The 25,432-nt window shown below is 55.7% G+C and carries 16 protein-coding genes; 12 read left to right on the top strand and 4 right to left on the bottom strand.

Annotation, left to right across the window (positions count from 1 at the left end; genetic code table 11):
• The first annotated feature begins 30 nt into the window (after positions 1 to 30).
• Positions 31 to 915: a LysR substrate-binding domain-containing protein gene (locus tag J3P81_RS21405; RefSeq protein ID WP_420765618.1), complete on the top strand. Its 885-nt coding sequence runs from the start codon at positions 31 to 33 to the stop codon at positions 913 to 915.
• 131 nt (positions 916 to 1,046) lie between these two features.
• On the opposite strand, the gene J3P81_RS21400 is transcribed toward J3P81_RS21405, so the two are convergent.
• Together J3P81_RS21400 and J3P81_RS21395 are read right to left on the bottom strand one after the other, a co-directional pair.
• Complete coding sequence (locus J3P81_RS21400; RefSeq protein ID WP_434560771.1) at positions 1,047 to 1,928, bottom strand: NmrA family NAD(P)-binding protein; 882 nt, start codon at positions 1,926 to 1,928, stop codon at positions 1,047 to 1,049.
• 180 nt (positions 1,929 to 2,108) lie between these two features.
• Positions 2,109 to 2,744, bottom strand: coding sequence for a glutathione S-transferase family protein (locus J3P81_RS21395; protein WP_434560769.1), 636 nt, complete (start codon positions 2,742 to 2,744; stop codon positions 2,109 to 2,111).
• Between the two features lie 166 nt (positions 2,745 to 2,910).
• Between J3P81_RS21395 and J3P81_RS21390 the strand changes: the two genes are divergently transcribed.
• The gene (locus J3P81_RS21390; RefSeq protein ID WP_434560767.1) at positions 2,911 to 3,336 is read left to right on the top strand and encodes a MarR family winged helix-turn-helix transcriptional regulator; all 426 of its coding nucleotides are present in this window, start codon (positions 2,911 to 2,913) and stop codon (positions 3,334 to 3,336) included.
• Positions 3,337 to 3,402: 66 nt separating this feature from the next.
• Positions 3,403 to 3,951 carry a nuclear transport factor 2 family protein gene (locus J3P81_RS21385; RefSeq protein WP_434560765.1) on the top strand — a complete coding sequence of 183 codons (549 nt, stop codon included), beginning with the start codon at positions 3,403 to 3,405 and terminating at the stop codon, positions 3,949 to 3,951.
• A 135-nt stretch (positions 3,952 to 4,086) separates the two neighbouring features.
• On the opposite strand, the gene J3P81_RS21380 is transcribed toward J3P81_RS21385, so the two are convergent.
• Entirely contained in the window at positions 4,087 to 4,650 is a 564-nt protein-coding gene (locus tag J3P81_RS21380) for a TetR/AcrR family transcriptional regulator (protein ID WP_434560763.1), read from the bottom strand.
• 97 nt (positions 4,651 to 4,747) lie between these two features.
• On the opposite strand from J3P81_RS21380, the gene J3P81_RS21375 reads away from it, so the two are divergent.
• The 3 genes from J3P81_RS21375 to J3P81_RS21365 all read left to right on the top strand — a co-directional run bounded on the left by J3P81_RS21375 (position 4,748) and on the right by J3P81_RS21365 (position 7,545).
• Entirely contained in the window at positions 4,748 to 5,392 is a 645-nt protein-coding gene (locus tag J3P81_RS21375; RefSeq protein WP_434560761.1) for a glutathione S-transferase, read from the top strand.
• Between the two features lie 72 nt (positions 5,393 to 5,464).
• A complete protein-coding gene (locus tag J3P81_RS21370) occupies positions 5,465 to 6,433 on the top strand; it encodes an alpha/beta fold hydrolase (protein WP_434560759.1) in 969 nt (322 codons plus the stop codon).
• A 110-nt stretch (positions 6,434 to 6,543) separates the two neighbouring features.
• A complete protein-coding gene (locus J3P81_RS21365) occupies positions 6,544 to 7,545 on the top strand; it encodes a quinone oxidoreductase family protein (protein ID WP_434560757.1) in 1,002 nt (333 codons plus the stop codon).
• 810 nt (positions 7,546 to 8,355) lie between these two features.
• Here J3P81_RS21365 and J3P81_RS21360 read toward each other — a convergent pair.
• Positions 8,356 to 8,733: an HNH endonuclease family protein gene (locus J3P81_RS21360; protein WP_434560755.1), complete on the bottom strand. Its 378-nt coding sequence runs from the start codon at positions 8,731 to 8,733 to the stop codon at positions 8,356 to 8,358.
• A gap of 467 nt (positions 8,734 to 9,200) precedes the next feature.
• Here J3P81_RS21360 and mads1 point away from each other — a divergent pair, with 467 nt between their 5' ends.
• From mads1 to mads8, 6 genes are all read left to right on the top strand, one after another.
• Complete coding sequence (gene mads1, locus J3P81_RS21355) at positions 9,201 to 9,416, top strand: methylation-associated defense system helix-turn-helix domain-containing protein MAD1 (RefSeq protein ID WP_248671835.1); 216 nt, start codon at positions 9,201 to 9,203, stop codon at positions 9,414 to 9,416.
• Positions 9,409 to 11,448, top strand: a complete 2,040-nt coding sequence (mads2, locus tag J3P81_RS21350; RefSeq protein ID WP_434560753.1) for a methylation-associated defense system DNA methyltransferase MAD2 — start codon at positions 9,409 to 9,411, stop codon at positions 11,446 to 11,448. The genes mads1 and mads2 overlap by 8 nt, the downstream gene beginning before the upstream one ends.
• Before the next feature lie 307 nt (positions 11,449 to 11,755).
• Positions 11,756 to 13,183: a methylation-associated defense system restriction endonuclease subunit S MAD5 gene (mads5, locus tag J3P81_RS21345; protein ID WP_434560751.1), complete on the top strand. Its 1,428-nt coding sequence runs from the start codon at positions 11,756 to 11,758 to the stop codon at positions 13,181 to 13,183.
• 1 nt (position 13,184) lies between these two features.
• A complete protein-coding gene (mads6, locus tag J3P81_RS21340) occupies positions 13,185 to 17,342 on the top strand; it encodes a methylation-associated defense system protein kinase MAD6 (RefSeq protein WP_434560749.1) in 4,158 nt (1,385 codons plus the stop codon).
• Positions 17,342 to 19,015, top strand: a complete 1,674-nt coding sequence (gene mads7, locus J3P81_RS21335) for a methylation-associated defense system protein MAD7 (protein ID WP_434560747.1) — start codon at positions 17,342 to 17,344, stop codon at positions 19,013 to 19,015. Before mads6 ends, mads7 begins: the two co-directional genes overlap by 1 nt.
• On the top strand, positions 19,012 to 24,570 hold the full coding sequence (mads8, locus tag J3P81_RS21330; RefSeq protein WP_434560745.1) for a methylation-associated defense system ATP-binding protein MAD8: 5,559 nt from the start codon (positions 19,012 to 19,014) through the stop codon (positions 24,568 to 24,570). The genes mads7 and mads8 overlap by 4 nt, the downstream gene beginning before the upstream one ends.
• Positions 24,571 to 25,432 lie beyond the last annotated feature (862 nt).

Here is a 25,432-nt window from a genome sequence, read left to right as displayed (position 1 = left end):
TACACGAAAAAGTATTGAGGGAGTCTATGGATGTCGAACAGTAAGCTGCGCGCGTTTCTGGCTGTGGCCCGTCAGGGAAGCTTCAGCGCGGGGGCACGATCACTTGGGCTTAGCCAACCGACGGTCACCACGCAGATACAGGCCTTGGAGCGCTTGCATAACCTGGAGTTGTTCCACCGCCGTGGGCGCCGCGCCGAGCTGTCGACGGTTGGCCGCCAACTGTTGCCTATCGCTCAGCAGTTGATGGCCCTTGAAGCCGAAGCGCATGGCTTATTGCGTGACTCCGGGACAATGGTCAGGGGACAGTTGCGACTGGGGGCGGTTGGCCCGTTTCACGTCATCGAAATGGTCGATGCTTATCGTCGCGAGTTCCCCCAGGTAGAGCTGTCGATCCGGGTGGGCAACTCGGCCTCGGTGTTGGCGGACTTGGAAAACTACGTGACAGACATCGGAGTCCTCGCAGGCCTGCATGAAGATCCGTCGTTCCACTCCACGCTCTATGCCCGGCACCGGGTAATCGTGTTTGCTCATCACCAGCATCCGCTGGCACAGCGCGATGTCGTACGCCTGGAAGAACTACAGGGGCAGCCGATGTTACGCCGCGAGCAAGGCTCAACGACACGCCTGGCATTTGAGCGGGCGCTGGCCGAACGGGACGTGACGCCGCGTATGGTCATGGAGATCGGTAGTCGAGAGGCACTACGGGAAGCAGTCGCCAGGGGCATCGGCCTGGGTGTTGTATCCGAGGCCGAGTACATCCCAGGTGCAAACCTCAAAGCCATTCGTATCGAAGGGGATCCGGTGCATACAGAGACGTACCTTTACTGCCTCGCCGAACGCCGCAGCCAGGTCATCGAGACGTTCCTGGCCTGTGCAAACCAGGCCCGGCTCAAACGTCCGGACGGAGCTCAGTGACTCGTCACCTGAGGCGGATAGTTGGTGAATGCACATCTGGGGATACTTGCCTTGGGAAATGTGACACCCGGAGGCAGGTTGGCTTCCGGGTGTCTGGCTGCAGCATCGCTTATCGCAACTCGACAAGGGTTTTATCTGCTGAACAGATCCTTGTGTAAGGTCACGAACGCTTGAACAGTCATCGGTGGCTGTCCCGTGATTTCGCCAATAATGGAATCCTCACCGGCGAACACACCCTGCTGGTAGTCCTTGGCAACTTCCAGCAGATGCTGAATGAGGAAAGGCTGTAAGCCGTCGCTCTGCAACTCCTGGCGGTACTGATCCAGTGTTATCGCCACGTATTTGATGTCACGACCCAATACTCTGCCGACTTCGTCAGCTACGGCCTGTTGGTTCAGTTCCACCGGACCGTACAACGGGTACGTCCTGCCCTTGTGGGGCTGCGGGTTTTCCAGGATGGCAGCGATCAGCCGAGCCTGATCCTCTGCTGCGATCGGCGCGTGACGACCTGAACCAAACGGCAGGCGAATCTCGCTGTGTTCAACAATGTGTTTTCGCCAGTGCGGGTAGATCAGCCATTGTGCAAAGTAAGTGGGCCGCAAGTGGGTCATATCCAGGCCCGACCAGTCAAACACTCGCTCGGCTGTGTAGTGGTTGAGGGCTGCGTGACTCTTGGCCACGCGACGTGCCGAAACTTGAGACATGTTTACAACTGACTCTACCCCGGCTTCTCTAGCAGCGAGAGCGAAGTGGGCAGTCGCTTCAATCAAGCCAGGTGCGATTGGGTAAACGAAATAAGCTCGCTTGATGCCTTCAAGCGCTGCTCGAACTGCGTTCAAGTCCAGCAGGTCTGCGACCACAACATCGGCACCCAGTTGGCGCAATCTGTCCGCTCGTTCATCGTTCGTGCGGACCAGCGCACGTACCGCGTATTTTTTCTCACGCAATATCTCAACGGTTCTCCTGCCGGTAAAACCGCTGGCGCCGGTAATGAGGATAGTGGGGCTCGTCATCGTTTTCTCTCTCTTAGGTTCCAACCGAATATGTCGCTGGAAATTATTATCACCGTAATATAATTAGATTATGAGAATAATCATTGTCAACGAATAATTCAGCTCGAGGAAATCAGCGGTACCTTAGGGGGGAGGTGGCGTTGTTGCAGGAGGCGAAAATCAAGACATGGCGCTGAACGATTATTTTCGCAACGACGGCGCAGATTCAAACGCCTGCAAACCCAGCCTCACTGCGGGCCGGGTTTCTATCAACGCCAGCCAGCGTGTCATACGGGGCAGTTTTTCCCAGTCAACTTGGCCGTGCACCGATCTTGCAAACGTAAACGCCGAAATATCGGCCATTGAGAAGAAGTCGCCCGCCATGTACTCGCCTTCAAGGAAAGCTTCCGCCATCAGCAGGTGCTCCAGCGCTCTTCGATCCAGTGGCGCAGAGGCGTCTTGTTGCCCTGTCTGGCGCAGGAAAAAAGCGCTGTGGCTAGGAGCGATAACATCCGTAACGAAGAAATAAAACCGGTCATAAACCCTATATCGTTGAGCGCTCGGTCTTTCGGGCGACAGCCGACCAGGCGCCTGCTCGTCAGCGTATTGAATAATTGCGTTCGATTGATTGATGACTAGGGCGGGGGAAACGCTGTGATCGGCGAACGTCGGAACCTTACCTAACGGGTTAAGCGCCAGATATTCCGGGGCACGCTGATCGCCCGAGCGCAGATCAAGGCACCTTGGGGTAAATTCTATGCTCGCTTCAGCAAGGGCGATCGCAGCTCGAATACTGTTTCCCGTTGACGCGCCGTAGAGTTCTCGTGTTTCGGACATAACTTTCCAGCCTCGTAAATTAGGTTTGCGAATGCCGCGAACACGGGCGATCTGGGGCCGTTGCGACAGTTTTACTGACCTTTATGAGTTTCGTTGGCACCGCGCAAGTCTCGGTGTCTCAATATTTGTACTTGACTGGTGTGTATATGCACATATTATGGGCGTCATGAAAAGCCCCCATGACGCCGACCTTTGTCATTGTCTCGCCGCAAGACGCCATGCGCGTCTGCTCACCCGCCTCTACGACCGGCATCTGGCTGCTGCGAGCCTCACTGTCTCGCAATTTTCCGTTCTTGCACTGATCAATGAACATCCCGGGATCATGATCGCCGAACTGGCGGAGGTGATGGTCATGGAACGAACCACGTTGGTTCGGGCATTGAAGCCGCTGCAGAGCGAAGGTTATGTCGCTAGCCATGCCGAAGGGCCGCGATCTGCCATCAGACTCTCACTGTCAGCGCAAGGACGAGCGAAGTTCAAGGAGGCTGAACCTCATTGGAAAGCTGCGCAGCTTGAGCGTGAGGATCAAATCGGTGAGGCCGCAGCTGTGCAGATTCGTAACTCGCTTCTTGAGCAAACCGGTGGCAAATGAAATTTTTTTTGCGCGTCAGATGTGCAACTGCACATATAATTTCCTACCTGAAATGAGGAAGTACTCATGAAAGCTTTTCCGAGAATTTCGTCCCAGAGTGGCGTCGATACAGCGCAGCGAATCAGCGCGATCGACTTCGTGAACAGGGTCAATTGGTGGTTTGAGACTTGGGATGTTGAGGCCATGGTCGATGCATTTCTACCGGACGCCGTCGCCTACCACTTCCATGGCACCATTCGTGGGCACGATGAGATCCGACAGTTTTTCGAGAAGGACTACCCATACCTGATCCCAGGGGTCAGCCGACACGCTACCAATCACATCGTTGATGTCGATGAGGATGGAGTAATGGTGCGATATCAGAATTTGCTTGTGCGCTACGCCACGCCAGCGTTGGCAGCGATGCTGGGAGATGGGCGGGCCATTGATAGTCCCGGTGATTTGCCAGGCATCTGGCTGTACTCGCCCATGATGGATCGCTTGCGTCGAACTGAACACGGCTGGAAAATCTTCGAACGATTCATAGGCGGTTCAACCATCAACACAGAGCTCAACCCACCGACAACTGATCCTGCTGAACTTGCCGCGTATATGCCTCAGCTAAAGCAAGCGTAACAATCATCGTCGAACTGGAGATGATGCCGGCGTCGTTAGTCACCTGATCGATTTTCATTGCGGTACCTGCAGCGATTGCTCGCGTCGCTGCAGGTATGGCGCCTCAATCAAGGCGTGTCGACAAAACAGCGAACCTTAAGGCAATAGACCTGCCGAGCGATACGTCTCGATTGTCTTGTCAAAAACGCTAATGTCATCACGCCCCCGAGCGATCAACTGAGCTCCTTCCACCGCCGCATAGATCGCCAGTGCCTGATGTTGTCGTTCCTCGAGGCTCAACTGTGGCCGGCAAACAGACAACACTTCCGTCAACCAGCGCACATTCAGTTCGGTAAAGCCGTCGACCTCTGTCCTCACCTCGGGTGGTAAGTCATCGTATTCGGCAGCCATGATCCCGCACAGGCACATGCGATTGTCATTGACCAGTGCCATGCGAAATACGTCGGTGTAACCCTTCATCCACACATTCAGATCTTCGGAATGGGCGCGTAGACCATCAAGGTACTCAAGACCATCCTCGGTGTAACGTTTGGCCAAAGCCGCACCCAAGTCACCTTTGGTAGGGAAGTGGTAGTGAATGCTCGCGCTCTTGATGCCGACCTCTTTGGCCAGTTCACGAAAGCTCAAGCCGTTGTAGCCTCGGGTCTGCACCATTTTTCGGGCAGCCGCCATGATCATTTCTCGCGTATCCGTCGTCACAACTTTACCTTTCTATCGATAGATAGACGTTGACAGTGAAAATACTCTTGCAGTAGCTTATACCTATCGATAGGTAGATAGATAGTGTGGAGCTCGTATGAAGATTTTTGATATTCCTGGTTTTCCTAACCCACTGCGCATTCGTATCGTTCTGGCCGAAAAAGGCCTGGGCTCGCAAATAGAGTTCATCAAGATCGACCTGCCCGCAGCGGAACACAAGCAACCCGCGTTCCTGGCGATCAACCCTCTGGGGACCGTCCCAGTTCTGCAATTGGATGACGGCACCAACATTTCCGAATGTACCGCAATCACCGAGTATCTGGACAATCTGGACGGCAACCCGATTCTCACCGGCAAGACGCCGAAGGAAAAGGCCATTATCCACATGATGCAAAAGCGCGCGGAGTCCGAACTGGCGGATCCGGTCGGGTTTTACTTCCACCACGCCACGCCGGGGCTCGGTGCCGCACTTCAGCCATACAAGAGTCCTGAATGGGAAGGTCGTATCGAATGGGGTAACCGTCAACGCAACAAAGCGGTGGCTGGGATGCACTACTTCGATCAGGTGTTGCGTAGCCAGCCCTATATCGCTGGCGAGCATTTTTCCATGGCCGACATCACGGTATTTGCCGGGCTTATTTTCGCCGGTTTCGCGAGTATTGCCATTCCCGATCAATGCAGCGCGCTGTTGGCATGGCAGACAAACGTGCAGCAACGTCCAAGTGTAAAAAATCCGGCCTGATCCTGCTCCGTCCCGACCGGCAATCAGTCAGGACGGACCCTAAACCAACTCGTCTTTGTCAGGTATTTCTACATGACCGTTCTCAACACCCGATGGGCGTTGCGCCATACCCTGGCCATCGTCGCGCTGACGGCTACGTGCTCGACACTGACCGTTCAGGCAAGCACCACCCCCGCAGACAAAGCTGCTCAAAGCTACACCCATCAAACCGCTCCTACGCGGTTCATCGAAGTCGACGGCGTGCGCCTGGCATATCGTCGCTTCGGCAAACCCAGTGGCGTGCCACTGGTATTTCTCCAGCATTTCGTTGGCAACCTGGACAGCTGGGATCCTAAAGTCATCGACGGTTTTGCCCGTGATCGGGAAATTATCCTCTTCGATAATGCCGGCGTCGCCAGTTCCGGCGGTGAAGTGCCGAGCACTATCGAAGGCATGGCCAAATATGCCGCCGGCCTGCTCCAGGCACTGAACGTGAAAAAGGCTGACTTGCTGGGCTTTTCCATGGGCAGTCTGATCGCACAGCAAGTGACGCTTGATCATCCGAACCTCGTACGTCGCCTGATTCTGGTCGGCTCATCACCTCGCGGTGGCGTTGGTATGGAATCGCTGACGCCGGAATTCCAGGGCTATCTGGCAAAAAAACGAGCCGTACCGGATGAACTGCTGCTGGACGTTTTCTTTACCCAGACCGCTGAAAGCCAGGCCGCCGGACATGAGTTCCTTACCCGTCTGCGCTCACGTAAGGTCAATCGCGATGTCGATGTCGATAGCAAGACTGCACCCGCACAAGCAGCCGCCATCGCGGCCTGGGGAGTACCGGCCGACAACGCCGATGATTATCTGAAAGGCATCAAGCAACCGACGTTAATAGTCGCCGGTAGCCATGACATTGTCTTCTATACGGCCAATGACGTGACCTTGCAGCAGACTTTGCCCAACGCCCAACTGGTGATCTACCCGGATTCAAACCATGGCGCGATCTATCAATACCCGAATCTGTTTTTGAGACACGCCACGTTGTTTCTCAATGGGGTGAAATAGTCGAAACAATGCGGTGGCGATTTGCTCGGCAGCACATACCGCGCCTCCGATCAGCCTCCAAGTCAGGCCTGCGTTCACAGATCTGACGTGCTAAGAATCCAGGATCTCAGATGATGAAAGCGATTCAGTTCCGTAGCTTCGGCGGGCCCGAAGTACTCGATTACGTCGACTTGCCAACGCCCGCGCCGGGGGCCGGAGAGGTGTTGATAGACACCTCTGCGATCGGGGTGAATTTTCCAGATATTCGTGAGCGGTTGGGCATGTATAACCGGCCCGAAACACGCGTTGGAGGTGTCACGCTGCCGCATGTCGCCGGACTTCAGCTCGTCGGACGCGTTTCGCAAAGAGGGGAGGGCGTTGACCCTGGCATTGTCGGGCGCAAGGTCATGGCCTTGATGCCTAAAGGCGCATACGCACAACAGGCTATTGCTCGTGCTGACATGCTGGTAACGCTGGATGAGTCAGCAAACGACGTCGCCATGGCGGGTTTACCTTGTCAGGGAGTGACTGCGTTTCTAGCTCTACGCACATGCGCGCATTTACAGTCTGGTGAAAGCGTTTTGATTCAAGGCGCCGCCGGGGGGGTTGGCAGTCTGGCTGTGCAGATTGCTAAAGCCATGGGCGCAAAGACGGTTTTCGGTACGGCCAGCACTGAAAGTCGACGCGCATTCGTGCGCGGTCTCGGGGCCGACTATGCCATTAGCTACGACACTCCTCAGTGGCCGGAACGCGTGCTTGAGCTGACCGAGGGGCGTGGAGTTGATGTGATCCTCGAAACCATCGGCAGCGAGGTATTCGATCAGAACTTTGAGTGTCTCGCCATGCTGGGACGTTGTGTGGTGGTGGGCTCCACGCGGGGGCCAGGCAAGGCGTTGCCGCCTCGTCGGTTGATGGCCAAAGCGCAAACCTTGGCCGGCATGTACCTGCCGGCATTCTTCCAGCGCCCAACATTGATTCGCGAGGCTTTGCAGTTCCTCGCTGATGGCGTTACAGATGGATTGATCAGACCAGTCATCGGCGCGACGTTACCCTTGAGCGAAACGGGGCTGGCGCACGCGTTATTGGAGCGAAGGGAAGTTCAAGGCGTCATTGTGCTGGACCCGAACCTCTAATATTGGAATGTCGACTCCCCCGAATTTTCTTGTGGGCTGGGGCGCGAGAACGTCCGGGACGGCCATGCGACGTCAGCTGATATTTAATATCGATTCATCACTGTCGCTGGCAAGGAATGTTTTATCGGGAGGGCCGGCGTTCCTCATAAACCAACCACTCTGCTACTTCATGGTTTTGCGCCGTCTTCGCACATGTTTCGCGGCCTGAGAACGCTCGCGCAACAGAACCGTCCTCGCTCTGTATCAAACCTTGTCCGTCGTACAGGCGATAGGGCTTGTCCCAGGCTTTGCGTTGCGGCAGTTGGTGTCTTTCAGGGGCATTGGGGGCACATCCTCTCCGAGCGAGCTGATGAGCGTTTTATGCCCCATAGATGCCCCGTCAACCGTGGGATGTCCTGGGACTAGGTGGGAAAACGCGGGCAATAAAAAAGCCGTAAAGCTTTGATTTCTATAGGCTTTACGGCTTTTTCGGGTCTTCCTGGGAAGACAAAATGGTGGGCCGGGGTAATTTGAATCGGCTTGGTAAGCCATTGATTTTCAGAATTAATATCTGTTTCCAATTTTTAATTGGAATACCAATTGGAATACCAATTGGAATACAGCACTCCACTTGACCACCCGTTTGCATTCGATCTGACCAGCGATTGCATCGGAGTTGACCAGCATGCTTCGTAACCATGATAGGCAGAGAACTGCCCGAAGCGGTCATCCCGGTGGCATGCATGGTGTGAGATTACGACGTCTATTTTCCGAACTTCGCCCGGTTCGTCCCCAGTGATGCGTTTGGTCATCTGGGACCGGGTGCAGTCTTTAGGTCCCCGTCGCGTCATAGTGCTCCTTGATCAATAGCAACATCTGCGCCTGGTGCCGGTCGATAGCAGGCGCATCCCATTCCATCTCGGCCTTGCCCTTGAAGTCTTCTCGCTTCTTACCGACGCGCTGGTTGCTATAGGACAAGTTTTCGCTAGGACTCAGCAGCACCAGATTGCCAAAGCTGTCGAGGTGAACCTTAGCCAACTCAACGCCGAACTCCTCCCACTGGGGATGGACATGCTCCACAGAGTTCTTCGAGGTGATTTGGTAGGCTGCCAGCTTGGACGCGTCAAAGAAACCGAAACGGCTGCGCTCTCGCCAGAGAATGTATTCCAGTTTCTGAAACCAGCAATGCTCGAGGCTAGGTGAAAACAAACGGGCGATGCGCGCACGGAACGCGGCCAGCGAGAGTCGCTAACGTCGATAACATTTTCCTGGGCGGCGCTGCCTGACGTTCAGGCCCATCTTCCAGTATCCGACTTTGGGTATTGAGTAAGTAGGCTTGTGGTTAGCATTTAAACGACACATAACTGAAAAATAAAAATTTTTATATTCTCAAATTTGATCTGGCTTTCTCATCTATACGTATTTTTTGTGGAGCTTTTTTGCACGACATTTGGCCGGCTCTTTTTACGGCACTGGCCTCTGCTTCCGAGGCGTTGATCTTATGTCTGCTACCAGCGCCATCGTTTTTTGACTTCATGTGTCGTCGCTTCTGCTCTGGAGCGGGTGAATAACGGGCTCATTCGGTTTTACCCGACCTAACCAGGCTTAACCCATGCATGCAGGTCTGAACCCGTGTAAACTCGATTAAATTTCCTATACAGCAAGTAGGATTCGCTATGGACGACCGCTGGCTCTCCGTCGATGAAATCGCCGAATATCTGGGTGTAGCCAAAGACACCATCTACACCTGGGTGACCTCCAAAGGTATGCCTGGGCACAAGGTTGGTCGCTTCTGGAAATTCAAAAAGGATGATGTGGACGCCTGGGTGCGAGAGGGCGGTGCCGCTGCCAGTAGTGACGACTTTGACAACAAGGAGCCGCGTAATGCCTGAGCAGCGCTCCATACAGGACAGCAATAATATGAGCGACTTTGATCAAGAACTCCAAGTGCCAGAGCGCATGCTCGAAGAGGGTAAGGTTTTTGACTACATCACTGGCAACCCAGTGAAAGACAGCGACAAAGAAAAGGTTCGACAGCGCATTTCTCGCGCCATCATCCATGAGTACGGCATCGCCGCTGAAGACATGGAGCCTGACTTCAAAATCAAGGTGCTGGGGAAGAATCGCAAGCTTGATATCGCGATCTTCAAGCCTGGCCGGGCGCATACGGTAGATAACCTCTGCCGAGCTGTAGTAGTGGACAAAGAACCGAAGGTCGGCACCAAAGGTGCGTACCGTATGCGTGACCCAGAAGAGGCGAGTAAAGAGTTTGAGCTGTTGGAAGCCGTCATGGCTGAAGTCGATAGTTGCGAATACAGCCTGTGGACGAATGGCCTGGAGTTTTTCTTTTTCAAGAAGGAAGTCACCCGCTTCGACACTAAATTCAAATCCATCGGCGACTGGCCATTGGGTGATGACACATTCAGTGTTGAGGGTCGCTCTACGGGACGTATGCGTCGCGCGGATCCAGTGATGCTGCGCACCGCTTTCCGTCGTTGCCATAACTACATTCATGGCAACGAGGGCATGCCCAAGGACGCCGCTTTTTGGCAGTTTCTATATCTAATCTTCTGCAAAATGTATGACGAACAGCAGCCCAATGAAGCACGAGGATTCTATGTAGGTCCATATGAACCCTTTGATCCCGAAGGTCAGAAATCCATCCGTCTACGGATCAAGCCACTTTTTGAAAGAGTGAAAAAGAAGTACGACGGCCTGTTCAAGGGCAATGAAGAAATCACGTTGTCCGATCGTGCCTTGGCCTTCATCGTCTCGGAGTTGGCCCGCTACGACTTCGGTCGCACCGATGTCGATGCCAAAGGCGCGGCTTATCAAGAGATCGTTGGCACCAACCTACGTGGAGATCGTGGCCAATACTTCACGCCGCGGGGAGCCATCAGCCTCGTGGTTAAGATGCTCGCACCCAAAGAGCACGAGCGCGTGTTCGATTCGTCCTGCGGTACCGGGGGCTTCCTGGTTGAGACTTTGAACTATCTGAGCAAAGTCTTCCACGAAGAAAAACATATCAAGGTAGGTGATGAGGACACTGAAGAGTTCATATCCATCCGTGATCGCCTGGCCAATTTTGCAGCCAAGAACCTTTTCGGTGCTGACTTCGACCCTTTCCTGGTGCGAGCTGCTCAAATGAACGTGATGATGGCCGGCAACTCGCTAGGACACCTCTATCACATGAACTCGCTGGAGTTCCCGTTGGGGCATCTGCCCGGCGTTCAGGCTGCAGAAGAAGCTATCCGGCTTGGCACGATTGATGTACTGATGACCAACCCGCCGTTCGGTTCAGACATTCCTGTCACTGAGAAAACAATTCTGGAACAGTACGAGCTGGCTCGTCGCTGGGAGCGGCAAGGCGATGGTTATGTGATGACAAATACCATCAAACCAGCGGTGTCGCCCGAGGTTTTGTTCGTCGAGCGCTGCGTGAAGTGGCTCAAACCGGGTGGTCGAGCGGGCATTGTCTTGCCCGATGGTATCTTGGGTAACCCAGGTGACGAGTACATCCGCTACTGGATTCTTCGCCACTGCTGGGTACTGGCTAGCGTCGATCTTCCGGTGGAATCGTTTATCGTCGAGGCCAACGTTAACATACTCACTAGCCTGCTTTTCCTCAAGCGCAAGCCTGATGAAGTCATTCAGGCAGAAGACCTGGGGCAGATTCAGGACTACCCCGTGTTCATGGCAGTGGCCGACAAGGTAGGCTTCGACCGGCGTGGTAATACGCTATATAAGCGTCAACCGGACGGTGAAGAGATCCTTGTGGATGTGAGCCATGAAGAGAAGGTGCGCATTGGTGGTGGTCTGCAAGTACGCACGCTCCATCGCAAAGAGCGCATCCTTGATGACGACCTGCCCGAGATTGCCAAGGCTTACGCCGAGTTCCGTGCCAAATACCCGGAGCCTAGCTAATGATCACGCGACTTGAAGCAGCACATTATCGCTCTTTTGAATACCTTGGGGCAGATACGCTTCGCTACAGTGGCGATAAGTCCCTGTGTCAGCGCTTCGCCGACAACCACTGGTGGCCCATTTTTGCTGCCAAGCCGGCCCGATCAAAGGAGGCGGCAGAGTGGGTATCGAGGCAGGCTCGCCGGCCGCGCTCTTCTGCGAACTATCAAGCGCTAGCGGAGCACATCTCGATCAGAGACTGCACGGATACTGCATTTGTCGAGATGCATACCGCGTTTTTTGCGTGGTTCCCCGTGGAGGTGGCTACATGAATTTTGCCTCTTTTAAGAATGCACGGATTGTTCGGTCAAGCTGGTTGGAAGAAGGCGGCCGACGGCTGGATTGCAATCCGTATATGTCGGGGGCGCTGGAAGCTCGGGAAATGCTGCGCCGCTTGAGTTTCCGCAAGGATGCCTTGCACACCCTTACATCTGGTCACGAGGGAGGCATTTATAACGGACCTATTTTCGCACGGCTGTGGGTTGATGAACCTAAGTTCGGTGTTCCGTTTTTGAGTGGTAGTGACGTACTTGCTGCTGATCTATCTGCGCTCCCCCTGCTAAAAAGCGCTTACGCAAAGTCCTCGAAGCTGGCGCATCTAGAAGTGCAGGAAGGCATGACGCTGATTACATGCTCGGGCACGATTGGTCGAATGTCCTACGTGCGTCCAGACATGGCTGGTATGTGGTCATCACAGCACATCATGAAAGTTGTCCCGGACCCGGCACGCATCCCTCCTGGCTACCTCTTCGCTTTCCTTTCAAGCCGCTATGGCGTGCCACTGGTTGTTTCCGGTACTTACGGTGCGATCATTCAACACATTGAGCCTCAACACATCGTGGATATTGAGGTTCCACGATTGGGGGCTGATCTAGAGGCAGTGATTGACCGCCTAATTAATGCTGCAGCTAATCTACGATCAGCGTTCCAGCGTGGAATCAATCAAGCGACGAGCAAGTTACTTGCATATGCTGGTGTTGAAGACTGCCAACCGCATAAGTGGCATGCGCTTCCGCCACAGACTGCTTTCTCTGCATCAGTTTCTTTCTCCCGAGCATTGCGTGCTGCAAATTACTCACCCAGAGTTCGTATGCTCCTTCGGAAAATCGAAGAAGCAGGATCAATTCCTCTCGGGGCCATCTGCAAAGAAGGGCAGCTCAGCACTGGCGCACGATTCAAGCGGATCGATTGTGCCCCTAGTGAAGGAGTGCGTCTTGTCGGCCAAAAGCAAGCATTTTGGATGCAGCCAGAGGGACGATGGATTTCGCCGCGACATGCCCCGCGTGGAATTTTTGCGGCGGACGAGTCAGTGTTCATCGCGTCGAGCGGGACGTTGGGTGAAAACGAAGTGTATTGCCGTCCCATTTTGGTCACGGGACGTTGGCTGGAGTTTGCCTATTCGCAGCACTTCCTCCGTGTTGTATCCGGTGACAGTAGGTTCTCTGGCGCATACTTGTTTGCATATCTTCGTAGCGAGCTTGCCTTTCGTGCATTGAGGTCGATGAGTACAGGAAGCAAGCAGCAAGAAATTCACTTCGACTTTGTTTCAAGAATGCCGGTCCCGCTCTTGACTGCATCTAAGCGCTCTGAAATCGAAACACTTGTGAGAGCTGCATTCAGAGATCGTGATCAGGCTGATGCTCTTGAAGCTGAAGCAGTTCAAAAGATTGAGGCGGCAATCGGGGGGAACAACTGAAATGGCGAAAGTGATCCCAGTAGGTCTGCCCGTTAACGATGCAGAACGCAGCGCTATCGCTTACCTGCGGGATCGCTTACCGGACAACTACGTCCTGTTGCACAACTTCGAAATCGAGCGCCAGGGTGAGCGCTTCGAAATCGACATTGCTCTGCTGACGCCGCACGCGCTGTACTTGATCGATGTGAAGGGCACGCGCGGCACCATCGATGTGTACGGAAACAAGTGGTATCCCGAGGGGCGTGCGCCATACCCGTCGCCACTGGGTAAGTTGCGCGGACATGCGCGTACAGTCAAGGGCCTGGTAACTCAGGCCCATCCAGGGCGGAATGAGCTGAACGACATCTATGTGGATGCAGCCATCTTGCTCACTGCGTCGGATGCGCACCTGATTGACCGCGAGCAGCTGGATTCAGACCGCGTGGTGAAATTGAAGGACGCCGAGCGCTATTTCAAAGATGCCACACGCATTCCCGCGCGCTTTTCGAAGAACATCCTGCAGCAGCAAGGGTTGATACTGCATGCTTTGAAGGTGGTTAAACCCGCCTCTGCCGTGCAGCGCTTCGGCCACTGGGAGGTGAAGGAAAAGCTCGGCGCAGCGCAGGCCTACAGCGAATTCCGTGCAGAGAACGCCTTTGCGGGAGGCACGGCCCGTCTGCGGGTGTATCAAGCGGACCCTTACCAGCCTGAAGATGTGCGTGAGGCTCAGGTTCATCGCATTGCCAATGCCTATCGGGCGCTATCCAAATTACCACTACATCCCAACATTGTTGCCGCGCGGGACTTCTTCCCGAGCGACGATGACAGGTCCTTCATCCTGATCCTGGACGATGCGCCCGGCCAAGCGCTGACTGTACACATGGCACGGCCGCAGTTGGCACTGACCTTAGACCAGAAATGGCGTGTTGCCAAAGACCTGCTGGCAGCCCTAGCACATGCTCATCAACATGGTGTGGTACATCGCAACCTTACGCCTGGCGCGATTCTGATCGGCCAAGACGGCACCACCCGTATTACGGACTTCGATTTCGCGAAGCCGGGTGAGAACCGCAGCTTGAGCATTGCTGCAGACATCGTTGATTTGGTCGAGAAGGCTTATGTCGCGCCAGAGGCATTCCGCGAGCCGGGTGCAGCGTCTAGCGCGTCGGACATCTTCTCGGCTGGCGTCATCATTTATGAACTGTTCACTGGAGAGCGCCCGTTTGCGGGCGAGCCGACCGCAGTGTGGGATCGTGTAGGTGAGTTCCTGAGCAAGCCATCTGCGCTGCGGCTGGAGTTGAATGACGCTTTCGATGTTTGGCTGCAAAGTCTGTGCGCGTTTGACGAGCATAAGCGGCCACCAGCCCCCAACGCTCTGGCGGCATTGAATGCCTTGCTGCAGCCTGCGGCACTACAAGTAGCGGTCCCCCTTGAGGTGTCTGACTTTGAGCCCAATCAGGTGTCTGATGACCAAGCCGACTACCTAAACCTGCCTGCGGGCTACAGGCTGACCCGCAAGTTCATCATCGAGAAGAAGCTGGGGCGTGGCAGTTTCGGCGTGGTCTACAAGGTTATCGACACGCTAGGCGATGTGGCGCGCACAGTAAAACTCATCGTCAGCGACCGCCACTCGACTCTGGATCGCCTGAAGCAGGAGTACCGTCACCTGGTGCACATCCCTGAGCATCCACACGTAGTACGCGTGCTGGACGCGGATGTGATCCCTGGTCGTGACATTCCCTTCTTGGTGTTCGAGTACGTTGAAGGCTCTGACGTTGGCGACATGATTCAGGAGCGCCTGCTGTCGCCCGAGGACGTCCTGGAGCTGGGCAAACAGGTGATAGAAGGCTTGGTGCATTTGCATGCCAATGGCTTCCATCATTGCGACATCAAACCGCGGAATCTGCTGTGGACGCAGAAGGGCGCGAAAATCATCGACTTCAATGTGTCGGTGCGGGCTGATGATAAGGAGTCGCGAGGAGGCGGTTCGCGTCGTTATCTGCCACCTGACTTCGACCCAGAGGTCATCCCGTATAACGGGGAGCGCGCAGACCGCGACCTCTATGCCATGGGGCTGACGTTGTATGAGGCGCTGACCTCGCGGTATCCCTGGGATACGACAGAGCCGCCCATCAACAAGCCTGCGCCAGACCCGCGTGAGTTGTCGGGGTTCTCTGACCTTGCTCCAGAGCTTGTGAGCGTGGTGCTGAAGGCCATCGCCCCACGTCGTGCGGAGCGCTTTGCCACAGCCACAGATTTCCGTGGTGCCCTGGCCGAGGTGCGCCACGCGCGGCGCATCCAAACCGTGAGCTTGGCTACGATGGCAGCCGGCAGCAGCCAAGGGGTGTTGGCCAAGTCCGCGCCTAACAGCAATGCCTTCGTTTCGCACCTGCTTACACTCTACAGCCAAAGCCACCGCAGCAATGCCGGCACGCGGGGCATGGATGCACTGGGATTTTCAGCCTATGTGGATACCGCCTTGGATCGGGCGCTGTTGCCAGCGGTCCTGTCAGGCGAGTTCCGCTTAGTGCTGATCTCTGGCAACGCGGGCGATGGAAAAACGGCCTTCTTGCAGCGCTTGGAGAAGGAAGTTGAAGTCCTTGGAGGATCTGCCAATCGCGGGTTGCCCAATGGCAGCGAGCTGGCATTGGGCGGCAAGCGTTACTTAATCAACTACGACGGCAGCCAGGACGAAGGCAACAAGGACAACAACCAGGTGTTGTTGGATTTCTTGTCACCCTTCAAGGGTAGCGATGCAAGAACCTGGACGCCGAAAGAAACTCGCCTTATTGCAATCAATGAAGGCCGCTTGGTGGACTTCCTTGCGACGCATGAGCAAGACTTTTCTGAGTTGACGGCGCTGGTTCGGCGGGCGTTCTCGTCGGGTGAAACTGAGTCTGGCGTCGCGGTGGTGAACCTGAACTTGCGCAGCGTAGTTGCAGACGCCGAAGGGGGCTCGATTCTGGAACGCACGATGCAGAGTATCGTGCAGCCCAAGAACTGGTCAGCCTGCGAAAGCTGCGACCTGAAGAACAGCTGCTATGCCTTGCATAACGCACGCAGTTTCCAGGATGAGATTGCTGGCCCACGTTTGCTAGAGCGGCTCAAGACCCTTTACACCATGGCTCACTTGCGTGGTCGTTTGCATATCACGATGCGTGACCTGCGTTCGGCGCTGTCGTTCATGCTGATCGGGAACCGTGATTGTGGCGAGATTCATGCGCTGTATATGGCCGGAAAGCATGACGAAGTGGCGCGCAGCTATTACTTCAACAGCTGGATGGGCGGTGGGCAGCCTACTTCGGATCGATTGCTCACCTTGCTGGGCGAACTCGATGTGGGCAAGCAGGAAGACCCACGCTTTGACAGAGGGCTCGACTTTGTGCAGCCGGATGACCGGGCACTGTTCCGTTTTGAGCGGCGGGGGCAATTCGATTTCGAGGTGCTGAAGCGTCTGTTCGGTGATCTACCTCGTGGATGGGCCGACGTGTCCGTTCGGCAGCGCGCACGCAAGCACCGAGAGTATGTGACGATGGCCCGGCGCAAGCACTTTTTCGAGCGCCGCGACGCGAGCTGGGAAAAGATGCTGCCGTACCGCTCGGCCAAGCGCATGGTTGAAATCGTTCGTGGCGAAACCTCGATTGATGCACTGATAAGCGAAATTCTGCATGCCATCAACCGCGGCGAGGGGTTGCAACGACCGGAGCGCTTGGGGACGAGCTTGGCGCTGCAATTACGTCAGGTTGAGCACGGTACGGTTCGCAGCTATCGGCTTTTTCCCGCGGAGGGTTTTGACCTGCAGGTGCAAGACTTTGCCACCAACGCGCGTTTCGTCGAGCACCTGCCGACGGGCGTACTGCTGAAGTTTCAGGGCCAGGGTTTCGGTGCCATCTCCAGTGAGTTGATCATCAATCTCGATGTTTTCGAGATGCTGGTTCGTCTGAATGAAGGCTACCGGCCCAGTGTCGAAGAGATGCAGGGCTTTTATCTGTGTCTGGGTGTGTTCAAGAACAGCCTAAATGCACAGCCCTATCGGGAGATTTTGCTGACCACGACGGGGCATGACTTCTACCGCTTGGCTCGCCATGACGACGGCCGGGTGGAGATGCGCTTGTTGCAGGGGGCAGCAACCAGTGAGCACAGAGCAGAGGCCTTAGCACAAGGCTTCAGGGGGAACTGATGGCATTGCAAAAAAAGGACAGGGAGTTCCGCCTCCCGAAAGTCAGCTACCTCGATTTCAAGACCATCGAGATGGACCGCGTGCTCACGGGCTTGTTTGAACGCTTGGAACATGGCGGCTATCCGAGCGTGTTTCGCGACAAACGCGAACTGACAGTGGACAAGTTCGTGGACGACATTCTCGAAGCCGGCGACCGTTTCTTGGGGTTCGCTCAGCACCGAGACATGGTGCAGCGCTGGGTTGAAACCCACCTCATGGACATCGTTAATCGTGGCAAGAAAAATGCTGCGGTGGCTGGCCCACGTCCCCTGCATGGTTACACTTACCGCTTCCGTAACCCCAAACATTCACGTGACTACGGTGCTGCCCAGCACCTGTACCAAATGCTGCACCACGCCCGGCATCTTTCGGGGCACAAGGCCATCGAGCACCTGAAGGGCTTCTTCTTTGACGGCTTCGATAAACTCACGCGAGAGCTGAACGATAAGGCGCTGACGGACATTGAGACGTCCACGCTTTTGCACTTCCTATCTCAGCGCAAAGACACGGCGGATACCCGTGCCGGTGGAGAGCGCTTCGCGCCGGTGTGTATTGGATCGGCTGACTTGATGGCTGAGGACATTCAGCGACTGCTTTTCTACAAGCAATACATGCCGCGCTCGGTGATGGTGGAGTACCTGAAGGTGCTGCTATCGTTTCACTTGGCGCTCTATCACCTGCGCTTGCTGAAGCTCCTGCCTGCCTGGCAAAAATTGGAGGGTGCGAATTCGTTGTGCGCTGAGTCAGCGTGTCCGATGAAACCCCGTGAGCAGCGCGAACCACAGGGTGACTGCCCGTACAAACTGGGGATGTTTGTTGACCTCTCGGGCAACGCCAACTCAGCAACCGCTGGGCTCGCTGAGCGTAGTGCCGATGGTTTTTACCGGCGAATCCCGAGTTTTATTCGCGCGTACTTTGTTGCGAAGAAGCTAGACGAGTTCTCTGAGCACCTTGTGCGGCGTGGCAAATTGATCCGTCCGTTGAATTCGGTGTTCTCTGTTGGCGAACTGTATGGCCTTCAAGCAGAGCCATTCGCTGAGGAACGAGATAAGTTCTTCGGTGAGCGTTTGTCGGGGCTTTTGGAGTCGCTGTCAGAGGGCGAATCCGGACTGGATGCCGAGGTTGAAGCCATCACTAAGATGGGGCTCTCGGATTTTGAGACCTATATCGAAATTCTTGTCGCTCTCCGCGGTGCTTTTCACAGGAAATACATCATCGAGTCGCTAGACGCTACGATGTTGAAGAACAAGTCGGGAGCACTGCTGGCTCAAACGCGTGCGCGAAATGCCCCTCGTCGATTTTCTCTTGAGAGCCGTTTGCTGGAGGTGCTGCTGCAAATTGCGGTGCTGCGTCCAGGGGGGGATCGGGGCTACTTCACTGGCGAGATGCGGATAGATGATCTGCTGTCTTTTCTACGTGAACGCTACGGTCTCTACATTGATCAGTTGCCGCCCGGTGAAGGGTTCGCAACGCCCACCATCGATGAGCGAAAAGCCCTACGAAGCAACGTTCAGGCATTTACTGGACGCCTGCGCGAGATTGGCTTCTACCGCGACTTGTCCGATGCCTATGTAACCCAGACGGTTGTACCGCGCTACACGATTGCAGAACGAACAGAAGGGGGGCGCACATGAGTCTGGGCCTGCGTGAACTTACCAGCCAAGAACTGAACGTGGCGCTTGAGTCCGTCTTGCTGCCGAGGCTTTTCAAGGTCTTGGCCGCCCGTGATCTTGGGCATTGCATGCGTGTCACGGACCTGGATCGTGAGCTGATGATCCGATTGGCTGGGGGGCTGCGTGCGGTCGTTCCTTCTGCCAATGTGGTTGTGCTAGCGGACGACGCTCTGCGTGCCCAAGCACCGGAGTTGGCCGTGACGAGTACCAAGCTCGTTGAACTGCGCAACCCGTTGCCCAACGACGAGCTAAGGCCCCCGCTGCTGGTCTTTGTGCCAAATGATCTGCGTGCTTCTGCCGAGGATTCGTTCGGTGTTGCGACGTTTGAAGATGTGTCGATTGATGGTGCCTACGCCGAGCTGAATGCACAGCTGATCACGCAGATTCCGGCCAACCTTCGGGTTGCTGTCGAAGCTTGTTTGGGTGAGCTGCGCCGGAGCGATTCGCGCTGGCGATATGCCGACGATGCCGCAGTGGTTCGCTACCTGCTCACATGCCAAGTCAACGGCTTTGACCCAGATGCTATGGGGGCGGCGCTGTTCGAGCTCGCCCTCGTGCCGGATTTCGAATTGTTCCAGCAGGCGGAACGTGCCCCTGCGCGGGTGGCTCGCAACCGCGAATGCGTCGAGCAAGTCACATGGTCAACTAAAACGGAGCGCGTGCGCGCCCTTGAGCTGGGCTTGCTCGATCCAGTTTTCTGCAAGCAGCTTGGTGAGTTCTTTTCGAGGATTGGTGTTGCCAATCCGAGGGAGTGGACCCAATTAATCGTCCGCGATCGGGTCAATTGGCCCCTTGCGTTCAACAAGTGGCTGTTTGAGGACGGGGGCGTCAATCCGGATGCCATTTTCATCGGCGATGTTGAGCTGCCAGATTTGCCGGTGGTGAAGGACGACAATGAAGACCCCCGTCTGGCCGAGCTGATCGGCCACCGGGTGTTGCCTATCTCGAAGACGGGCCTCAAAAAGTTCAGTGTATCCTTCAGGGTCGATCCTGTTCCGTCCAGGGTGGAGGGCTTGTCTCGATTCGTGGCTGAGGTGGTGTCGCGCGACAATGGCCCAACAGGCTTGCGCCGCCGCAAGGCCGCGTGGACCAAGGGCACGGATTCTGGGGTGATCGCATTTTCGTCAATTGGCAAGATCGACTGGGAAGAGGGTTGGCACTTTGTTCGTGTATACGGGGAGACTGAAGACGGTGACCGTATTCCGCTTGCTGACGGCGGGGGCAATCCTATTCGCTTCAACAGCGATGCCTCCGAGACCCTTGCCCAAGCCAATGAGAGCGATCTCTTTTATGTGGTCACCGACGAAGAAGTAGAGGTTGAGCCTCCACAGCGAGCTGTGCCGCGCGAGCCAAGCTTGATGCATGCGCTGCTGCGCGCGCGCTTTGCTGCTGTAACTCAGGATCGAGACCCGAGTTCTATCTCGATCACGGGATGCGCTTGGGTGGAGCGAAGCAGCAAAACTGCAGCCAGTGGCGAGACCCTGGAGGTTCGGCTGGGAAAAGAAGGGAAAGCGAATGTCTTGGTGTCTGCCGTCTTGGCCGGCCTGGAACGCGCATTTCTTGGCGACCCGGATGGCCTCAATCGATTGAGGCTGTCGATCAACGCGTCCGGCGCTGCCACGCGATCAACGATCTCTTTCAAATGGCCGACCTCGGATGAAGCAGCGAGGTTTCGGGAGTCTCGGGCAACCCTATTTGGTGCAGTCTTGCAAGGCGATCGGCGCTTGATGATGCAGGCCAGTGACCTTCTGAGCCTGCAAGAGCCCGCTCAGAACTATGCGGCAGCCTACCTGGCTTGGATTGATGCTGTGTTGGTTCGATGTGGCTCAACAGATGCCGTCATTGCACGCTTGGCTTTTGAAGAGTTGCGTTGCGCCCTCACCATTGATTCAGTTGCCTTGGTCCTGGAGGACTATCAGGGTAGGCGGCGTGACGCCGTTCTTCTGGGCCCGACGCATCCTCTTCGTGCCAACTGGCATGTCGCCTGGAGCCAGCTGGGGCAGCGTTGGATGGAGCGCAGCCAGGCGAGTGGCCGTGAGTATGTGGTGCCGACTCGAGACGCTGTTCTCAATCAGCTTTCGCCTGCAGCATTTCCACCTGTATTGCCTTTCGGTGAGGAGCTTGGACGCACGGCGCTGGCTGTGGATAACATCAACCCATTCTGGTCGCTGTACGCGGCGACCGACGAAGAAGACCCGCGTGGTTTGGTTGGCGAGGTGTGCGCTGCACTGGGGTTGCCCGAGCCAGCAATTGGCGGTGCGACCATCGATAGCACCTACTTGGCGGCTCGGGTGCAGCGTTATCTGATCCAGCACCCGTATGTTGAGACGCTGACGATCAACGCGTTCAATTCGGGACGGGCGACGGCTTTGGCTGAAGTGCTACTTGCACTGCAGCGTCATTCCGAATTTGCCGATCTTCGGTACGACATTAGGCTGTTCGTGCCCGATCCGGCGGCTCCTTCAACGGGAGAGGCGCTGCTGGAACTGCTGGCCCCTGATTCGGGAACTAGCGCGAAGGAGGCGGACGCATTCTCCACGCCGACTGACAGTCACCTGCACCCCAAGTTGCGATTGGCGATCCGCGCCATCAAGGAGTTCCGCGACGAGCCTGATTTGCATGCCGCGCATTTGTCATTTTTGTTTGATTTGTTTCCGGCTGAGGAAATTCGTGCTGTAGACGTTCGGGACTCGGATGACTCTTCCTTCGTCCATGGACTTGTCCAGCCCTTCGAGGTGGATTACCTGGAAGATGAGCAATCCATCACTTGGCTTCGTCGCCCGCTGCATGGGGTGGCACGGCCGATTGAGGGGGCTGAGGCCTTGTCAGATCTGATGGGAGGCATCTCACGTGCGTTTTCGGTTGCCGTGGCGACCATTGCGCGTAGCCAGTATTTACCACATGCACGGCCGGTGGTGGCGTTGAGCTTGTCTGCCGACGAGCGCGCGATGCTCCATCAGGTGCATGAGGTTAGCGATTGGGTGCTCACTATTGATCGGAACCTGGGCATCGAGTTTTTTGACCATCGACGGCACCCAACTCGCCCTGACTATCTGATTGATCACTCGCCTGACATGGCAAATGCGATGGGCCATCGGCTGGCAATCACCTCCCGCTCAGTGGCAGAGCTTGAGTCATTGTTGGTGCCAATCTTGGGCGAATACGGCCTCCCAAATTCAGGCAGTCATGCCCTGGTGATGCTAGATCAGCTTCGCTCGCTATCTGGCCGGTTGGCCCTGAAGCTATTGTCGTCGTCTTCGCAAAGAGCGGAGGCGATGGGGCTCGCCCTTTCACGGTTGTTTCTTGAACATCAAGGTGTGTTTCAGAACCAGGTTGTTGTGCCCCTGGATGCTCACCTAGAGCTGTACAAGGCTATTCGTCAGAACGCCGAGGAAATGGGCGACGAGGTCAGTTTCCGGCGAACTGATCTTGCACTTTTCGACCTTGATCCAATGAGCCGTGTCGTGACCTGCAGGCTGGTCGAGGTGAAGTGCTACAGCCAGGTTGGGGATGTGGCCGCATATGCGCAGTTAAAGGCATCCATTGCTGACCAGATCGCGCAGACGGAGCACGTTCTCGCCCACCACTTCGACCCTAAGTTGGCAGAAGTGGATCGTCCGGATCGCCCTATCAAAAACCGCGACCTTGCAGCTTTGCTGGGATTTTATTTGGACCGCTCGGAACGTTATGGCGTTGTCTTGCCTGAAGCTGCAGAAGAGGCGCACTTCTTCTTGCGTCGCTTGGATGAGCGGTCTTACACACTGCAGTTCACGCGAAGCGCTGTGGTATTCGACTTCAGCAAACCGGGCACGGAACCGGCTGAGCATGAGAACGGCATCGAGTTCTACCGCATCGGCAGCGACCTGATTCGCCAATTGGTCGAAGCAGCAGTGATCGACACCGAGACCATCGCGAGCTTGCCGAGTGTTCGATCCACCGATACGGCGCGCGAGGTGACCCAAGAATTGCTACGTCGCAGGACTTTGGCACCAGCTGTCCCGACCTTTGAGACCGCTGCTTTCTTGAGTCCGCCTCGTGATAGAACTCTGGCATGGGACGACAGGCCACGAATTTCGTACAGCCCATCAAATTTCACGCCTGCAGCGCAGGTGCGGGAACCAGAGCCGGCCGTGATGGTGGTCTCAGAGGCGATAGAACCGCGTCAGCCGCCGAACACAATGCCAGAGGCGAAGCAACCTGCCATCGCTGACTCCAAGCCTGCGCTTGTGCCAGACGAAGATAAGGTGGCGACGCCCATGGTCACCGAAGCCCCAGTTGCTTCGTCTAAAGTTGCTCAGCCAATCAATGGCCGGGTCGCCTACGACATCATGCTTGGCACGACCGGATCAACGCCTCAGTACGGGTTGCTCGGAGAAGTATCTGGGCGCAAGGTTGCACTAGATCTGAACCAGACCCACACCATCAGCCTATTCGGTGTTCAAGGGGGCGGGAAGAGTTATACCTTGGGCAGTGTTGCGGAGATGGCCTCGTTGCCAATCCCAGGCATAAACTGTCTACCAGAACCGCTGTCCACGGTGATCTTCCATTACAGCCCGACGATGGACTATAAGCCCGAGTTTACGTCGATGGTAGGTGCCAATAGCGTTGAGGATCAGGTCCGAGCGCTGAAGGAGGTGTACGGCGCAGAGCCGAAAGCTCTGACTGATGTTTTGCTGCTTGTACCCGCAGACAAAATTGAAGAGCGGCGTGCGGAGTATCCGGACATTGAGGTGTTGCCGCTGCAGTTCTCCGCATCGGAATTGAAGGCCTCGCACTGGAAGTTTCTGATGGGGGCCGTGGGCAATCAGGCCACCTACATTCGTCAGATCATGCGCATCATGAAGTCCATGCGCGATGACATAACTCTGGAAGGGTTACGAGCCGGTGTCGAAGCGTCGTCAATCCCGGAGCATCTGAAGGAACTGGCCAGAATGCGTCTGGAGCTGGCTGCCGAGTTCATCAACGATTCGGCCTCGCTTACCGAAGTGGTCAAGCCTGGTCGCTTAATCATCGTGGACCTTCGAGATGAGTACATAGAGAAGGACCAGGCTCTTGGGCTCTTCGTCGTACTCTTGCAGCTGTTTGCAGAAGCGCGAATCGAGGGGCGTAGCTTCAACAAGCTGGTGGTGTTCGATGAGGCCCACAAGTATATCGAAAGCCCAGACCTTGTTGCGGGGCTTATCGAAGTTGTACGCGAAATGCGCCATAAGGGCGTGAGCATTATGGTGGCGAGTCAAGATCCACCATCTGTTCCTGTCAGCCTGATAGAGCTATCCACCCAGATCATAATGCACAAATTCAACTCACCCGCCTGGCTAAAGCACATTCAGAAAGCCAACGCCGCATTGGCCAACTTGACTCCCGAGCGCATGGCTCTGCTCAAGGCCGGCGAGGCTTACGTCTGGTCAAGCAAGGCCACTGACGAGTCGTTCTCAAAGGGTGCCGTAAAGCTTAGATGTCGGCCACGAGTGACTGAACACGGCGGAGCAACCAGGGTCGCGGTTAAAAGCTCGTGATATATGCATCACGAGCAGACTCAATTACAGCTAGCAGAGGAAAGAAAAAAGCGTTGTAAGCGCAATGCCCGCACCGCATAAGACTTGCACTACAAGGTACCTGAGGTCTGAGGTACACCTAATTTTTCTAGACACATATGACAGACTACATCTGGCCGACGGCTTTGCTTTTCCCGCCAAACCCTTCGTTCAAGCGATCTTTGATCGCGCTGATCGGAGGGTTCACTCGCTTTTTTTCGAAGCCACCACGTACCACCATTTCATATCTGATTAACGCCACGCCGACTTTTACTGCCGGTAATTACCCTCGATATCTATCGAGGGCCGCGCAGTTGGACGTCAGAGCTGAGCTTGTCGTAAGGCTACGGTTGAAGAGATGGCGACAGCGGCGACACCGGCGACACTGCACGTAGAACGTAGCCTGGAGCATGGCGACAAAAGTGGCGACAGTCGCCACTTCTTGCGCGTTTTGGCCGTGATGCTTGACCGCCTTTTCGAGTCGGTATAAAAATTGGCGCACGGATCGCTGTCGTTGACAGCACCAGCCCAGGTAGCCAGAACCTTTAAGGCTAAGCCACTTATGTGGTGGTTCTTCCGAAGTGCGATTAGCGTCCGGCGGCTCGCACGGTCACTCCCGAAGAGTGATGGATGCCTACTCGACTGATCTGCCCACTGTGGCAGACGATGGACCTTCCTCGCTGCGCTGCAGCTACCTCACCTCTCGGCACACTTCGCTGCGCCAATCAGTGCCCGTCTCTTTCTCCTTGAAAGAGACGGGCGCTCGTACCACTGCTGCAAGTCACGTCGTACAAGGCATTGCCGCAACTCTCCTCGTGACAATCGGCCTGACAAATCCGATTCG

It is taken from the genome of Pseudomonas sp. R1-6 (assembly GCF_051132115.1).
In the GTDB taxonomy this organism is placed as follows: domain Bacteria; phylum Pseudomonadota; class Gammaproteobacteria; order Pseudomonadales; family Pseudomonadaceae; genus Aquipseudomonas.
Note: the sequence above shows the minus strand (reverse complement) of the source record. Positions and strands in the feature narration are given on the sequence as shown.

Coding starts and splice junctions, on each gene's coding strand:
- J3P81_RS21375 (WP_434560761.1), top strand. CDS start 4,748: ATGAAGATTTTTGATATTCCTGGTTTTCCTAACCCACTGCGCATTCGT.
- mads5 (WP_434560751.1), top strand. CDS start 11,756: ATGAATTTTGCCTCTTTTAAGAATGCACGGATTGTTCGGTCAAGCTGG.
- J3P81_RS21400 (WP_434560771.1), bottom strand. CDS start 1,928: ATGACGAGCCCCACTATCCTCATTACCGGCGCCAGCGGTTTTACCGGC.
- J3P81_RS21365 (WP_434560757.1), top strand. CDS start 6,544: ATGATGAAAGCGATTCAGTTCCGTAGCTTCGGCGGGCCCGAAGTACTC.
- J3P81_RS21390 (WP_434560767.1), top strand. CDS start 2,911: ATGAAAAGCCCCCATGACGCCGACCTTTGTCATTGTCTCGCCGCAAGA.
- mads1 (WP_248671835.1), top strand. CDS start 9,201: ATGGACGACCGCTGGCTCTCCGTCGATGAAATCGCCGAATATCTGGGT.
- mads6 (WP_434560749.1), top strand. CDS start 13,185: ATGGCGAAAGTGATCCCAGTAGGTCTGCCCGTTAACGATGCAGAACGC.
- mads8 (WP_434560745.1), top strand. CDS start 19,012: ATGAGTCTGGGCCTGCGTGAACTTACCAGCCAAGAACTGAACGTGGCG.
- J3P81_RS21395 (WP_434560769.1), bottom strand. CDS start 2,744: ATGTCCGAAACACGAGAACTCTACGGCGCGTCAACGGGAAACAGTATT.
- mads7 (WP_434560747.1), top strand. CDS start 17,342: ATGGCATTGCAAAAAAAGGACAGGGAGTTCCGCCTCCCGAAAGTCAGC.
- J3P81_RS21405 (WP_420765618.1), top strand. CDS start 31: ATGTCGAACAGTAAGCTGCGCGCGTTTCTGGCTGTGGCCCGTCAGGGA.
- J3P81_RS21370 (WP_434560759.1), top strand. CDS start 5,465: ATGACCGTTCTCAACACCCGATGGGCGTTGCGCCATACCCTGGCCATC.
- J3P81_RS21385 (WP_434560765.1), top strand. CDS start 3,403: ATGAAAGCTTTTCCGAGAATTTCGTCCCAGAGTGGCGTCGATACAGCG.
- mads2 (WP_434560753.1), top strand. CDS start 9,409: ATGCCTGAGCAGCGCTCCATACAGGACAGCAATAATATGAGCGACTTT.